Source organism: Nocardioides sp. NPDC054178, assembly GCF_055585005.1.
Genome location: NZ_JBVJKY010000010.1, coordinates 139,601 through 153,388 on the forward strand (window position 1 = coordinate 139,601; position 13,788 = coordinate 153,388).

A 13,788-nucleotide genomic window follows, 5' to 3' on the forward strand; every position below is an offset into this window, starting at 1 on the left:
GCCCACCCCCGTGTCCCGGGCGAACGAACGTTCGTTCGCCCGGGACAGCGGCCACCCGGCCGTGGTGGGCCTCACCGGACCCATGCCCACCTAGGGGTGTGGGTCAGGCGTTCTTCCGGCGACGGGTGAGGAAGGCCCCGGCGCCCCCGATGCCGGCGAGCAGCCCGCCGACGGCGAGGAGCGCTCCGTTCGGACCGCCCGTGTTCGGCAGGTTCCCAGCCAGACCGGCATCGATCCGGGTCGGGACCTCGGCGTCTGCCTTGGTGCTGGCCTTGGTGCTGGCCTTGGTGCCGGTCTTGGTGCCGGTCTTGGTGCTGGCGTCCTTGACGACCGTCGCGCACTTCTCGGAGGTGTCGGTCTTGGTCTCGTAGACAGCCGGGATGACGACCGTGACCGACGAGGCAGGCGAGTCCACCACCGTGACGTCCGATGCCGGGCTGTCCTCCACCGTGCGGGTGTCGACCCGGTCCCAACCCTCAGGCTCGTCGGCGGTCCAGGATGCGTCGGCCAGGTTCGTGGTCGGCTCACCGTCTGTGACGAAGTAGAGCGTGACGTCGGGGTCGGTGTAGGCCTCCTTCGTGATCACGGTCTGCTCGTACTGTTCGCCGATCTGGGACAGGTTCAGCGGGTTGTCGTCGCCGTCCTGGCCGTCCTCATCGGCCGGGGTGTCCGACGTGGTGGTCCAGGTGGTGAAGTGGTCCCACTGCCACGGGCCGAAGACGGCAGGGGTGGCCTCTGCGAGAACGATGGTCTCGGTCCAGGCTTCCTTGTCGACGATGGTCTCGGTCCAGGCCTCCTTGTCCACGATCGTCTCGGTCCAGGCTTCCCTGTCGACGATGGTCTCGGTCCAGGCCTCCTTGTCCACGATCGTCTCGGTCCAGGCGTCCCTGTCCACGACGGTCTCGGTCCAGGCCTCCTTGTCCACGACGGTCTCGTCCCACGCCTCCTTGTCCACGACGGTGACGGTCTCGGTCAGGTCGCCCTCGGCGAAGCGGACCCAGCCCTTGTCGCCGTGCTCGTCCTCGCCGTTCCAGTCCGGCGTGGTCAGGTAGCGGACCTTGCCGGTCTGCTTCTGCCTGTAGGCGTAGCCGCTGTCCTTGATGCGAGTCTCCTCGTGGGTGACGGCCTCGTGGTGGACGACGTGTGTCTCGGCGGGGTGCTCGACCGTGTGGGTCTGGGCCGGGTGGTCGACCGTGTGGGTTTCGGCCGGGTGCTCGACCGTGTGTGTCTCGGCGGGGTGCTCGACCGTGTGGGTCTGGGCCGGGTGGTCGACCGTACGGGTCTCGGCCGGGTGCTCGATGGTGTCGGTCACCGCGTCGGTGCCGGGCGTGTAGGTCCGGGTGTAGACCGAGTTGCGGAACTGATCCTCGGTGACAGCCTCGTGGCTCGCACCCGTGACCACCGTCGAGAAGCGGGACTCCTCGTGGGACACCGCGTCGGTGTGCTCCACGTGCGTGACCGCAGGCGTGACCTCGGTGGCCTTCTTCTCGTCGGCGACCTTGACCTGGGAGGTCACGGTGGTCGTCGTGCAGTCCTGTGCGGCCTGAGCCCCAGGGGCTGCCACGACCGTGGCGACTCCGGCAACGGCTACGGCCGCGAGGCCGATCTTGGTGGAGCTGTGCATGTTCATGGGTCGGTTCCTTCATGGCGTGTTGTGGTCCGTGCCCGTGTGAGCAGGCAGGGCTGAGCTACCCGAGACCGGGCGGGCGGACAGGGGGCCTGTCACGGTCGGCCTGGGTCGAGCTCGGGTTGATCGTGGAGACCTCTTGAAACCGTGGAGCAGGTGCGGCGCGTGGGCCGCCTCGGTCAGGCCTGTGAGAGGAGGGTCTCCCGGCGCTGGCTCAGCGGGTTGAGAGAGTTGTCTTTGCCTCCCCAATATTGGGGTCGACGGGACCTTCGCCCCTGACTTTCCCGCCCAGGAATGGGACCTAGTCCCTGACGGGTTCGCCGCCGACGGTCGTTCGGCGAGCGCGGCGGAGTGGCCACGCACCGCTGTCCCGGGCGAACGAAAATTCGTTCGCCCGGGACAGCGGCCACTCGGTCGGGAGGATCCTCACCAGTTGTAGTCGAGGAACTTCCCGTCGAAGGTGACCACCACCCGGTCGCCGCCGGGATCGGCGCGGCGGGCGATGTCGACCTTGAAGTTGATCGCGCTCATGATGCCGTCGCCGAACTCCTCGTGGATCAGCTCCTTGAGGGCAGGGCCGTAGACGGCCAGGGCCTCGTGGAAGCGGTAGATCGTCGGGTCGGACGCCACCCCGGTGGCCGCGCCACGGTAGGGCTGGACCTGCAGCGCCTCGACGACCTCGGGCTCGAGGCCGAGCAGATCGCCGGCCGCTTCGGCCTCGGCGGCGCTCATCGGGTGCTGGCCGAGGAGGGCGGCGGTGGTCCACACCGGGGCTCGGCCGACCCGCTCGGCGATCTCGGCCCAGGTGATCCCGGCGCGCAGCCGGGCGGAGGTGACCGCCGCGGCGGCCTCGGACTTGCTCAGGATGGGCTGGGTCATCTGCTCAGGCCTCGCTCACGACGGTCGACTTGGTAGGCGTCACCGGCTCGGGACGCGCACGCTCCGAGCCGGTTCGGTGGTGGGTGGCATAGATGACCAGACCGACGAAGGTAAGGCCACCGACCAGGTTCCCGAGGACGGTCGGGATCTCGTTCCAGATCAGGTAGTCGCCGACGGTGAAGTCGCCGCCGAGCATCAGCCCCGAGGGGAAGAGGAACATGTTGACGACCGAGTGCTCGAAGCCGAGGTAGAAGAAGACCATGATCGGCATCCACATCGCGATCACCTTGCCGGGCAGGCTGTCGGACATCATCGCCCCGACCACGCCGGTCGAGACCATCCAGTTGCACATCACGCCGCGTACGAACAGGGTCAGCATCCCCGCGGCGCCGTGGTCGGCGTACCCCAGCGTCCGGCCCTCGCCGATGGCGCCGATCGCCTGGCCGACGGCATCGGGCTCGACGGAGAACCCGTAGGTGAAGTAGATCGCCATCATCACCGCCGTGGTCAGCGCGCCGGCGAAGTTGCCGACGAAGACCAGGCCCCAGTTGCGCATCATCGCGCCGAAGGTGACGCCGGGGCGCCGGTCCAGCCAGGCCAGCGGGACCAGGGTGAAGACGCCGGTCAGCAGGTCGAAGCCGAGCAGGTAGAGCATGCAGAAGCCAACCGGGAAGAGCACGGCGCCGATGAGCGGCTCGCCGGTCCTGGCGCCGATGGTGACCGCGAACGCGGCCGCCAGCGCCAAGATGGCTCCGGCCATGTAGGCACGTATCAACGTGTCTCTGGTCGACATGAAGACCTTGGACTCGCCAGAGCTGATGATGCGGCCGGCGAGCTCCTTCGGGCTCACGTAGGACATGGGTCGCCTCCTGGGGACGAGGTGGGCACGTACGACTGGAACCTCGGGTCGCCGTTGACCCACGCCCATGCCATCACCGGAGGCGACCGCAGGAGTAGGCCATCCGCGCACGATCCGCGGCGATCTGCGCGACACGGGACCGGGTTAACCGAAGCGATACAGGCAGGCGAACAAGGCCGAAACCGGGTGAGGCCAACCTGGATCGGATGGAACCGCTCGACGACGACCTGCTGGCCGCGGTGGTCAACGTGACCCCCACCGCGCTGTGGGTGATCGGTGCCGACGGCACCGTCCAGCTGGCCAACCAGGCCGCGCTGTCCCTGCTCGGCTACAGCTCGGCCGAGGAGATCATCGGCGCTCCCAGCCACGAGACGCTCCACGACCACCGCCCCGACGGGACCGCGTACCCCTCCGAGGCCTGCCCGATCCTCGGCCGCCCGGGATCGTCCACCCACGCGGCGCCGGAGTGGTTCTTCACCCGTCAGGGCCGACCGTTGCCGGTCGCCTGGTCCACCCGCGCCGTCGGTATGGCCGGGGCCAGGCTGCTCTCCTTCGCCCTCGCCCCCGATGCCCGCGATTACGCCGGCTTCGCGCTCGACGAGGTCGAGGAGGTCGACATCACCACCCGCGACGCCCTCCGCGCGGCGGTGGACCGGCGGGTCCGCGAGCGGTTCCGGGACCCGGAGTTCACCGCGGCCGCCCTCGCCGCGGAGCTGCATCTGTCCGTACGTTCGGTCCAGGCTCTGCTGGCCGAGGACGGTCGCTCGCCCGCGGCCGAGATCCGACGGGCCCGCCTCGAGTTCGCCGGCGCGCTGCTCGCCCGCGGCGCCGCGGTCTCCGACGCCTGCCGTGCCAGCGGGTTCAGCGAGGTCGGTACGTTCGGCCGCGCCTTCCGCCGCCAGTACGGCCAGGCGCCGAGCTCCTGGGCGCGCGCCGCCGGGTAGTCACGCAGCGCTCGTGCGCCACGCCCGACGTACGGTCGCGGCGTGCCCGCAGCTCGCCCTCCGGTTGACCGACCACGCCTTTCGATAAAAGTGCAGGCAGAAAGGCATGTCGCGTCGGTAGCATCGTAAAGGTGACCGCCGCATCGAGCTGGAGAAGCCAGGCATTGCGGCTGCTCGGCGAGGTGGTCCGGTTCGTTGCGGTGGGCGGTCTGGCGACCGCGGTGTCGTTCGTCGGCTTCAACGCGCTGGCCCACGGCATGCTCGTCGGTACGGCTCCGCTGCGGGGCTATCCGATCGTCGCGTACGTGCTGGCCAACGTCGTCGCCGGAGTCGTGGCGTACGTCGGGATGCGGCTGTGGGCCTTCCGGGAACGTGAGGCGAGCGATCACGTGACCGGTGTGGTCAGGTTCTTCGTCCTCGGTGCGCTCACGATGGCCATCCCCGTCGTGTGCCTGTGGATCAGCCGCTACGGCCTGGGGCTGTCCAGCCCGATCGCGGACAACGTGTCGGCCAACGTGATCGGGCTGGGGATCAGCACGGTGACGCGGTTCTGGGTGTTTCGCCGGTTCGTGTTCGACCAGCCCGTGGCCCGCGAGCCGTGGGGACCAGCGGCGTGACGACCCGAGACGGCAGGTGCTCCCGTGGCACGTGGTGACCACATCTTCGTCCGCCGGGGCCGCGGTCGCTACTACACCCACCACGGCATCGACGTCGGCGACGGGACCGTCATCCATTACACGGGCACGGCGGCCACCGGCCGCCGCGTCGAGAGGAGCTCGCTCGAATCCTTCGCCGATGGCGAGGAGGTATTCCTCCGCTCCTACCGCAGCCGACTGCCGACCGAGGAGATCATCAGCCGAGCAGAGTCTCGCCTCGGGATGAGCGGCTATCACTTGGTCAGGAACAACTGTGAGCACTTCGCGACCTGGGCCTCGACCGGCTCGGCCGCAAGCCGGCAGGTGCGCAGCTGGGCCGTGGCGGCGCCGGGCGCGGTCGCTTCGCTCGCCATGGCCCAGACCATCGGAGTCCACATGGCCCTCCTGGGAACCGTGAGCATGTGCGCCTACGCTCTGCGTAGCCTGTGGCACCGCCGCAGCCGCTAGCAGACGACGGTGCCGGCCGGCGAACGATCGAGATCGTCCGCCGGCCGGCTGTCCGGCCCGAGGCCTACTCGAACGGGTCGAAGTAGGCGACCGTGGTCGCGTCGAGATTGCTGTCGAGACCGGCGGGGTCGAACGAGACGGTGCTCACCCCGGTGACGTACACGCGTCGCTTGCCATCGGGCCCGCGGTCGATCGCCACGCCGTTCGCGCCGTCCGGCGCGGCCGTCGCGTCGTAGGCCGCCGACCACGCCTGCTCGCCGTCGGCCATGTCGTAGGCGATGGTGGTGTAGTCGTTCTTGGTCTCCGAGTCCGTCGTCTCGCCGGTGACGACCGCGTGGGTGCCGTCCTCGGAGATCGTGACCCCCCAGGCGATGTCGGTGCCGTGGGCCGAGCCGTCATGGCTGGCTGCCCAGACCTCGCCGCCGGTCGCGACGTCATAGGCGACGGTGGCGTAGTCCATGGCGTTGGCGCCGTCGACGTTGCCGGTCACCACGATGGTGCTCCCGTCGGGGGAGAGCGCCGTGGACTGGGGCGTGTCCGTGCCGGCCCCACCGTGCTCGGCCGACCATCGCTCCTCGCCGGTGGCGAGGTCGTAGGCGACCGTGCTCCAGTCGGTCTGGCGGTCGGTGTTGCTGACCACACCGGACACGATCGCCGTGTCACCGACGATCTGGATCTCGTCGGAGATGTCGATGAGCCCATCGGTTCCGTTGCGCAGGACGTCCCACAGCTGGTCGCCGGTCGCCGCGTCGTACGCCACGGTGCCCCAGTCGGTGAGACCGGTGCCCTCGCCCCGGCTCTGACCGGTGACGACGATCGTGCTGCCGTCCTCGCTGACAGCGATGGCCCGGGCGTCGTCGGTGCCGTGCACCGGGTCGTCGTACCGAGAGATCCACAGCTGCTCGCCGGTGGCGGCGTCATAGGCGACCGTGGCGTAGTCCAGCTCGGTCTCCGCGACGGTCTGGTAGCCGGTGACGTAGATCCGCGTGCCGTCGGGGCTGACCACCAGGTCGTTGACCGTGTCCCCGGCCTGGCCGGGACCGTCGAGCCTGGTGTTCCACCTCTCGGCGCCGGTGGCACCGTCGTAGGCGATGGTGACGAAGTCGCCGCCGCTCGTCCCGGCCACGTAGACCGTGTCGCCGTCAGGGCTCATGCCGAAGCCGCCCGGCTCGTCCGACCCGCCGTTCGAGCCGTCCCACTGGACCTCCCAGAGCGGGTCGCCGGACTCGGGGTCGTAGGCCGCGGTGAGGAAGTCGGTCACCAGCGTGCCTGCCACCGGCGGGGAGCTCAGGCCGCTCATGTAGAGCCGCGTCCCGTCGGGGTGCAGGAGCAGGTCGTTGCCGGAGTCGGCGGCCGTGCCGAAGGCGCCGCGGGCGCCGTCGTACCGGGTCGCCCAGTCCTCCTCGCCCGGACGCTTGGCGCGCAGCACGATGGGGGAGCGGACCGTGTGCGACCCGTCGGTCCAGGACAGCTGGCCGCCGAGGTAGCGGAACAGCTCGGCGTCCTCGAGGGTGAAGGTCGCGGTGAAGGTCGCGCTCTCGCCGGGCTCGATCGTGAGCGTGCTCGGCTCGATCTCGACATCGACCCCGTCGAGCCCGGTCACCGATGCCTTGTACGTCGCCTTCTTGCGCCCCACGTTGGTCACGGTGCGGGTCACGGTCTCGGCCTCGTCGAGCAGGCCGATCCCGATGGACGGCGTGTTCAGGTCGCTCGGGTCGAGCGAGCGGCCGGCAGCCTCCAGGTCGTCACAGGTGCTGTCGAGCACGCCGCTGGTGGATCCGCACAGGAAGGCCAGCCAGTCGTTCGTGCCGCTGTCGTAGACGAGACCGGGATCGGCCGCGGAGTTGGGCTGAACGTGTCCCGCGCCCTGCTTGAAGATCACCCCGGCGTCGGTGGCCGCGCCGTCGCGTACGTCGGACCCGGTGGTCATCAGCGCCGACTTGATCGCCATCGGCGACCAGGAGGGATGCAGGTCGCGCAGCAGCGCAGCGATACCGGCGACGTGCGGCGCGGACATGGAGGTGCCGCTCATCAGGTTGAAGTCCATGCCGCCCTGTCCCGGGGGAGCGACCGCGGCCAGGATGTCCTGCCCGGGGGCGATCACGTCCGGCTTGAGGAGGTCGCCGTTGCCCGCCACGAGCGGGCCGCGGGAGGAGAACTCGGCGGTGTAGGGCGCCTCTCCGCCTCGCTGGATGGTGGCGGCCTCGATCGTCGCCGTGGCACCCGAGGTGGCGGCGTACGCGCTGATCGCACTCCACTCGGTGTCGGCCAGGTGCACCGTGGGGACCGAGTGGAAGTCGGAGTTGAGCGAGTTCTCGTAGGCGTTGACGAAGATCATCCCGACCCCGCCGGCCTCGGCGACCGCGCGGCTGGAGTTGATGCGCGCGATGTCACCGCCGCGCTGGCACAGGACGATCTTCCCCGCCACCTTGGCCGGGTCGAGCGCCGGCTTGCCGTTGTTGTCGCTGGCCGGGTAGCAGCGTGCGCCGGCGGCGATCGAGACCCCTGAGAGCCGGGCCGCGGCGCCGGTGATGAGCGGGGCCGGACCGACGCTCTCGGTCGCGACCGAGGCGCCGGCGTAGCGGCTGCCGTTGCCCAGCGTGGTCGCGCCGGTGGTGGTGCGGTCGTGGGTCCCCGCGGCGACCGTGGTCAGCCACGGCCCCGGGTGGGCGACGGTGGAGTCCGTCGGGCCGGAGTTTCCGGCCGAGGCCGACACGAAGATCCCTGCCGCCGCGGCGTTGAGGAACGCGACCTCGGTCGGCTCGAGGAAGTCGGTGCTCGACCCGGAGACCGAGTAGTTGATGACGTCCACGCCATCCGCCACGGCCTGGTCGATGGCGGCGACCATGTCGGAGGTGTAGCCGTTCGCTGTGCTGCCGTCCTCGGCCGACCACAGGGCCTTGTACGCCGCGATCCGTGCCCGGGGCGCGATGCCGGTGATCTCGCCGAACGCCGACGCGGCTCCGGTCACCTTGACGCCGTGGTTGCCGCCGGAGGTCGACGCGGTGTGGGTGCCGTGCCCGTTGTAGTCGCGCGGTGAGCTGAACTCCCAGGGAAGCTGCTCGGCGATGCCCGCGTCGCCTCCCCAGCCCTCGTTGAAGTAGCGAGCCGTGACCAGCTTGCTGTTGCAGTCGTTGGCGTCCCAGGAGTCGTCGCCGACGGTCTCGGCCGACGCGCAGGTGCCACGGAACCCCCTCGGCTTGCCGAGGTAGACCTTCTTGCCCGCCTTGTTGCGGTCCGAGAAGCTCTTCGACTCCGGCCAGATCCCGCTGTCGATCACGCCGATGACGACGTCCTCGCCCGCGCCGTCGGAGTGCTTGCCGCCGTCGGGTCCGCCGAGCTTGGCCCACAGGCCGTCGCGGGCGTCGAGGCCGAGGAAGCTGGCCGTCGAGGAAGTGTCGGCCTCGACCTCGGTGTCCTCGTGGACGGCCACGACGTCGGGCTGCGCGGCGAGCTCCGCGGCCTGGTTGCCGGTGAGGTCCGCGGTGAAGCCGTTGAAGGAGTAGACGTACTCCTGGGTCGGCTTGCCGCCCTTGACCTTGGTCAGTGCCGAGCGCTGCCGCCCGCGCAGGTGGTCGGCGTAGTCGACAGACGCGCTGGAATCCGGGTCGACCTTGGCGCCCTTGCCAGGTCGTGTCGCCGAGAGGCCCTTGACGTCACCGTCGTAGGTGGCGACCGGGTCGAGCGCCATCTGGACGATGTACGTCCCGCGCTCGTCGCCCTTCGCCTTGGCCGCGGCGACGTCGGCCGCCTTCGTGACCTCGACACCGCCGTCGCCGCGGCTCAGCGCGCCGCTGGTGGGGCCGGCGCTGTCGGCGGGCTCGGTCGTCTCGGCCGGCTCGTCGGCTCGTGCATCCGGTGCCATCGTCGTGACGAGGACCGTCGCGGCGGCCATCGCCAGCGAGTGACGGGCCCACCGTCGGATCGGGGGTTTGTGCTGCATCATCTGCTCCTCGCGTCCTGCTTCCACGACAGGTGGAAGGGGTGCGATGGAGGCTATGGGCGGAAACCGTACGGACACATCCGTGACCTACACTGAGGATTGCTTCGAACAGTGGGAAGGACGCTTGATGAGCACTCCCACATCCCCGGTCCTGGTCGGCCGGGATGCCGAGTTGTCCCAGGTCAGGACGGCGATCGCGGCGGCGCCGGCCATCGTGGTCATCGAAGGCGAGGCCGGGATCGGCAAGAGCCGCCTCGTCCACGAGCTCCTCGCCTCCGACGCCGGTGACGCGCTGTTCCTGGTCGGGCACTGCCAGCATCTCCTGGACCCCTTTCCGCTGGGACCGGTGGTCGACGCGCTGCGCGGTCGGGGCGACAGGATCGAGACGGCGCGGCTGAGCCCGGTCGTCGGGAGCCTGGGCGCCCTGGTCCCGGAGATCGCCGACCGCCTCCCGCCTCCACCGGAGCCGCTGACCGACCAGCACGAGGCGAGGCATCGGACCTTCCGGGCGGTGACCGAGCTGCTCGGGCATCTGGCCCCGGGCGTGCTCGTCCTCGAGGACCTGCACTGGGCCGATCGCGTCACCCTCGACTTCCTCGCCTACCTCGCCGCGCATCAGCCGCCGGACCTCTCGATCGTCGTCACCACCCGCCCCGAGGCGGGAGCCCTGCCGGTGGGTGAGGCCTTCGCCCGGGCGGTGGCGGGACCCGCGCTGACGGTGACCCTCGGCGAGCTCGGGCCGGCATCGGTCGGCGCGCTCGCGCGGTCGATCCTCGACGCGGACGTGCCCGAGGAGACCGCAGAGGCGCTCTGGGAGGTGACCGGTGGCGTCCCGTTCGTCGTGGAGGAGGTGCTCCGCACCATGCTCGAGCGACAGCCCGCCGCGGAGATCCCGAGGCATCCGGACGCGATCGCCGCGCTGTCGGTCTCGACCGCTCTGCGCGATGTCGTACGTGAGCGCCTGGCCGCCCTCGACGCCCTGGCCGCCGAGGTGCTCGGCGCCGCCGCAGTCGCGGATCTCACGGTCGACGCCGGCCTGCTCGCCGAGGTCACCGGCTACAACCTGCGCAAGGTCGCGCGAGCCCTCGACGCTGCGTACGCGATCGGTCTGCTCCACGACCACGAGGGGCGGAGCAGGTTCCGCCACGTCCTCGCCCAGCAGGTGATCTATGACGAGGTGCCGTCGCCGACGCGTCGCTGGCTGCACCTGCGCATCGCCCAGGTCCTGGAGGAGTCCGAGGGCGCGTCCCGGTCGGCGAGGATCGCTCACCACTACCAGCGGGCCGGTCGTCCCGCCGAGTTCGTACGTCATGCCGAGGCCGCCGCCGACGAGGCGGTCGGGCGGGGAAACGATGCCGCCGCCGCGGACCTCCTGCGCCAGGCCACGGCCGACATGGCGAGCCTGTCGCCCGAGGCCCGGGTACGCCTGGCGACCAAGCTCGGCCGGGCCGCGGTCGACGGTCTCGCCCAAGCCGAGGCGATGCCGATCCTGGCCAGGCTGCTCGAGGACGGAGGTGACCTTCCCGCGCTCGCCCGGGGTGAGCTCCGGTGGGCGTTGGGCAGGCTCCAGCGACAGCAGGGGCACGCGCGCGACGGCTTCCGCACGATCGAGCGTGCCGTCGCCGACCTCGACGGACGCCCCGACCTCCAGGCGCGGGCCCTCGCCGTGCTGGCGGTGCCCGAGACCGTGGTCGACGTCTCGATCACCACCCATCTCGACCGCTGCGAGCAGGCCGAGGCAGCGGCCGAGCGGGCGGAAGCGGCCGATGTCGGCCTCTCGGTGCGGATCACCCGCGGGTCGCTGCTCCTGGAGCAGGGACGACCGCAGGCCTGGGACCTGATCGACGCCGTACGCCGCGATCCCGTGCTGCTCGCCCACCCACGCGAGCACGCCCGCGCCGCGGTGAACTGGGCCCAGGGCGCCCTGCACGGCGGTCACCTGCGACGCGCCGACGAGCTTCTCGCCGAGGGGCGCGCCGTCGCGGAGGCGGCCGGGTTCGAGCGTGTCGCGGAGGTCTATGTCCTCGTCGGCGCGATGGCCGACTACGAGAACGGTCGCTGGGACGGTCTGGCCGAACGCGTACGAGACCTCGCCGTGCCGGGACTCGGCTTCGGAGCGGCCTCGCTCGACGCGCGCCTGCTGCACGGACTCGTGCTGGCCGCGACTGCGACCGGGACCGACGCGCGCGAGCAGCTGGCCGGTGTGATCGCCGACTGCGAGCGGGTCGGCTCGGTGTGGCCGCTCATCCCCGCCCAGGCCGCGTTGTCCCGGCTCCTGCTCTCCACCGGCGATGCGCACGGCAGCCTCGCCCAGGCGCGGGCCGCGGTCGACCAGGCCGGTCGCAAGGGCCTCCACGTCTGGGCGGCCGCCCCGATGCTCTGCCTCGTCGATGCGGCCGTGGCGATGGGGACGGTGGCCGAGGTACGCGCCGAGGTGGCCGACCTGGCCGGCCACCTCGGCGATGTCGACGCACCGGCCGCACTCGCGGCGGTACGGGTCTGCGAGGCGATGGTGGCCCAGGCCGACGGCGACGCGGCGGCCGTCGAGCGGCTGCTGGCCTCCGCGCGCCACACGGCGGCGGCCGCCGGACTCGTCTACGTCGCGGCACAGGTCGAGGAGCGGCTCGGTGACTGGCGATGTGCGCTCGGGGCCGACGCCGGCCCGGAGCTCCTCGAGGGTGCGTTGCGCACCTATGGCGGACTGGACGCCCGGCGTGACATCGCCCGGGTCACCCAGCTCATGCGCCGCCACGGGGTGGCTGTTCCCTACCCCTGGCGAGGTGGGCGCCGAGCGCTCGGCACGGATCTCTCCGATCGGGAGCGGGAGATCGCGCTGCTCGCCGCCGAGGGGCGTACGAACCGTGAGATCGCCGCCGAGCTGTTCCTCTCGCCCCGCACCGTCGAGACGCACATCTCTCACGCACTGCGCAAGCTCGGCCTCCGCTCGCGCGAGGAGCTGCGACGAGACAGCAGCATGCTCCGCCAGGACGGCGAGGTGGCCGGCCCCTGAGCCGGATCGCGAACGCGACCGTGGTCTGTGGACATCCGGCGTAGCCTGGGAGCATGAGCGCGGACGACGACCTGTACGCCGAGATCCCATCCCTCGATGAGCGGTCCCGGCGAGCGCTCACGGTCGCCGAGAAGTGGATCGGCGACGGCATCGAGGGCGTCGCGATCGGTGCCGCCGAGGATGGGGGACCGGCGGTCGTGGTCTACGCCCTCGACCCGGCCTCGGCGACGGTGCGGGCCCTGCCCCAGGAGTGCGAGGGCCTACCGGTGCGCGTGGAGACCGGAGACGCCTTCGGCACCGAGGACTGAGGGCATCTCCGGACCCTGGCGGCCGATCACGGCCAGACGCGCACCTGAAGGGCGAGCTGGACCAGCGCGATCGGGTTGAGGATCGTCGCCACGCTCGATCCCGCGAAGAGCAGCCCGACCGGGTTGTTCTGCAGGTCGAGCACCATCGAGCCGGAGTCGCCTCCGGCCGACATGTTGGTCGTGATGATCTGGTTGCAGAACTTCGCGACCCTCCCGCCGCCGTAGTTGACGTTCACCGTCGCCGCGATCGCGGTGACCCGGCCGGTGGTGAAGTTGGTCGTACGGCCGGTCTTCTTGAGGAGCATCCCGACGGTCGCGGCCTTGGCAGCGGTCGCCGGGTAGCCGTTCCAGTAGACGTCACGGTCGATCATGTGGAACGGCACCTCCGCGACCGCCGCATCCACGGAGTTGCACGTGCCGTCGAACCTGATCGGCACGAACCGGGCCAGCCGGCCGATCACGTCCGCCGGTGCCGTTCCGCCGTCGAACGGGCCGGGCTGCAGGATCGGGTCGCCGACGTTGGCGTTGTTGGAGTTGGCGAGCACGTGGTTGTTGCTCAGGATGTAGTAGCGCGGCGGGATCCCCGGGACGGGACTCAGGTCGTACGCCCCCGCACCGATGGTTCCCGCGGTGATCTTGAAGTGTCCGACGCTGAAGCCCGGCCGAGCCGGACGGATCCGGAGCGCCAGGGTCTGGGCGTCGACCTCCTGGGTCTCCATCAGCTGGTCGCTGCCGCCGGCGAACAGGTGCCCCACCTCGAGGACGTCGGTGGGCTTGCCGTCGACCGTCTTCGGGATGGTGTCGGCCCGGCTGACCAGGTCGGTCGGCATCTTCTGGCTGACCAGCACCATCACGCTCGGCGTCTCGGTCTGCTCGCCGCCCTTGATCTTGAGGCCGACCCCGACGCCGACCACGTTCTCCCTGCCGAGCAGGCCCTCCTCGGCCGATGCCTTCGAGGCGGCCACGGCCGTGAGCTCCTCGGGCACCGTCTCTGACTGCGCCATGAACAGATCTTCGTTGTCCATGTTCATTCCCCCTGCGGACTTCAGGTTCCGGACCATCCAGAACGACAACCGAAGCCCTACCTTCGAGGAGGGTCGACCGCAGGCTCTGAT

The 13,788-nt window shown here is 70.7% G+C and carries 10 protein-coding genes; 5 read left to right on the forward strand and 5 right to left on the reverse strand.

Features of this window, described 5'->3' with window-relative positions; translation table 11 throughout:
* Positions 1 to 103: 103 nt before the first annotated feature.
* The 3 genes from ACZ6WN_RS28055 to ACZ6WN_RS28065 all read right to left on the reverse strand — a co-directional run bounded on the left by ACZ6WN_RS28055 (position 104) and on the right by ACZ6WN_RS28065 (position 3,365).
* Entirely contained in the window at positions 104 to 1,630 is a 1,527-nt protein-coding gene (locus ACZ6WN_RS28055; protein ID WP_465869460.1) for an LPXTG cell wall anchor domain-containing protein, read from the reverse strand.
* Between the two features lie 423 nt (positions 1,631 to 2,053).
* A complete protein-coding gene (gene cynS / locus ACZ6WN_RS28060) occupies positions 2,054 to 2,506 on the reverse strand; it encodes a cyanase (RefSeq protein WP_465869462.1) in 453 nt (150 codons plus the stop codon).
* A gap of 4 nt (positions 2,507 to 2,510) precedes the next feature.
* Entirely contained in the window at positions 2,511 to 3,365 is an 855-nt protein-coding gene (locus ACZ6WN_RS28065) for a formate/nitrite transporter family protein (protein WP_465869464.1), read from the reverse strand.
* A gap of 206 nt (positions 3,366 to 3,571) precedes the next feature.
* On the opposite strand from ACZ6WN_RS28065, the gene ACZ6WN_RS28070 reads away from it, so the two are divergent.
* The 3 genes from ACZ6WN_RS28070 to ACZ6WN_RS28080 all read left to right on the forward strand — a co-directional run bounded on the left by ACZ6WN_RS28070 (position 3,572) and on the right by ACZ6WN_RS28080 (position 5,412).
* Positions 3,572 to 4,309 (forward strand): helix-turn-helix domain-containing protein, encoded by a 738-nt coding sequence (locus tag ACZ6WN_RS28070; RefSeq protein ID WP_465869466.1) that lies wholly within the window; start codon positions 3,572 to 3,574, stop codon positions 4,307 to 4,309.
* Positions 4,310 to 4,440: 131 nt separating this feature from the next.
* The gene (locus tag ACZ6WN_RS28075) at positions 4,441 to 4,926 is read left to right on the forward strand and encodes a GtrA family protein (RefSeq protein ID WP_465869468.1); all 486 of its coding nucleotides are present in this window, start codon (positions 4,441 to 4,443) and stop codon (positions 4,924 to 4,926) included.
* A 24-nt stretch (positions 4,927 to 4,950) separates the two neighbouring features.
* On the forward strand, positions 4,951 to 5,412 hold the full coding sequence (locus ACZ6WN_RS28080) for a lecithin retinol acyltransferase family protein (protein ID WP_465869470.1): 462 nt from the start codon (positions 4,951 to 4,953) through the stop codon (positions 5,410 to 5,412).
* Between the two features lie 64 nt (positions 5,413 to 5,476).
* On the opposite strand, the gene ACZ6WN_RS28085 is transcribed toward ACZ6WN_RS28080, so the two are convergent.
* On the reverse strand, positions 5,477 to 9,355 hold the full coding sequence (locus ACZ6WN_RS28085) for a S8 family serine peptidase (RefSeq protein ID WP_465869472.1): 3,879 nt from the start codon (positions 9,353 to 9,355) through the stop codon (positions 5,477 to 5,479).
* A 127-nt stretch (positions 9,356 to 9,482) separates the two neighbouring features.
* On the opposite strand from ACZ6WN_RS28085, the gene ACZ6WN_RS28090 reads away from it, so the two are divergent.
* Together ACZ6WN_RS28090 and ACZ6WN_RS28095 are read left to right on the forward strand one after the other, a co-directional pair.
* Entirely contained in the window at positions 9,483 to 12,365 is a 2,883-nt protein-coding gene (locus ACZ6WN_RS28090) for a helix-turn-helix transcriptional regulator (protein WP_465869473.1), read from the forward strand.
* Positions 12,366 to 12,418: 53 nt separating this feature from the next.
* Positions 12,419 to 12,673 (forward strand): hypothetical protein, encoded by a 255-nt coding sequence (locus ACZ6WN_RS28095; protein WP_465869474.1) that lies wholly within the window; start codon positions 12,419 to 12,421, stop codon positions 12,671 to 12,673.
* 26 nt (positions 12,674 to 12,699) lie between these two features.
* Here the strand turns inward: ACZ6WN_RS28095 and ACZ6WN_RS28100 are convergent, their stop codons facing one another.
* Positions 12,700 to 13,698, reverse strand: coding sequence for a trypsin-like peptidase domain-containing protein (locus ACZ6WN_RS28100; RefSeq protein ID WP_465869475.1), 999 nt, complete (start codon positions 13,696 to 13,698; stop codon positions 12,700 to 12,702).
* Positions 13,699 to 13,788: the final 90 nt, after the last annotated feature.

What these genes read in the sequence shown, in the direction of transcription:
- ACZ6WN_RS28095 (WP_465869474.1), top strand. Translation starts at nt 12,419, where the DNA reads ATGAGCGCGGACGACGACCTGTACGCCGAGATCCCATCCCTCGATGAG.
- ACZ6WN_RS28070 (WP_465869466.1), top strand. Translation starts at nt 3,572, where the DNA reads ATGGAACCGCTCGACGACGACCTGCTGGCCGCGGTGGTCAACGTGACC.
- ACZ6WN_RS28055 (WP_465869460.1), bottom strand. Translation starts at nt 1,630, where the DNA reads ATGAACATGCACAGCTCCACCAAGATCGGCCTCGCGGCCGTAGCCGTT.
- ACZ6WN_RS28100 (WP_465869475.1), bottom strand. Translation starts at nt 13,698, where the DNA reads ATGGACAACGAAGATCTGTTCATGGCGCAGTCAGAGACGGTGCCCGAG.
- cynS (WP_465869462.1), bottom strand. Translation starts at nt 2,506, where the DNA reads ATGACCCAGCCCATCCTGAGCAAGTCCGAGGCCGCCGCGGCGGTCACC.
- ACZ6WN_RS28065 (WP_465869464.1), bottom strand. Translation starts at nt 3,365, where the DNA reads ATGTCCTACGTGAGCCCGAAGGAGCTCGCCGGCCGCATCATCAGCTCT.
- ACZ6WN_RS28085 (WP_465869472.1), bottom strand. Translation starts at nt 9,355, where the DNA reads ATGCAGCACAAACCCCCGATCCGACGGTGGGCCCGTCACTCGCTGGCG.
- ACZ6WN_RS28090 (WP_465869473.1), top strand. Translation starts at nt 9,483, where the DNA reads ATGAGCACTCCCACATCCCCGGTCCTGGTCGGCCGGGATGCCGAGTTG.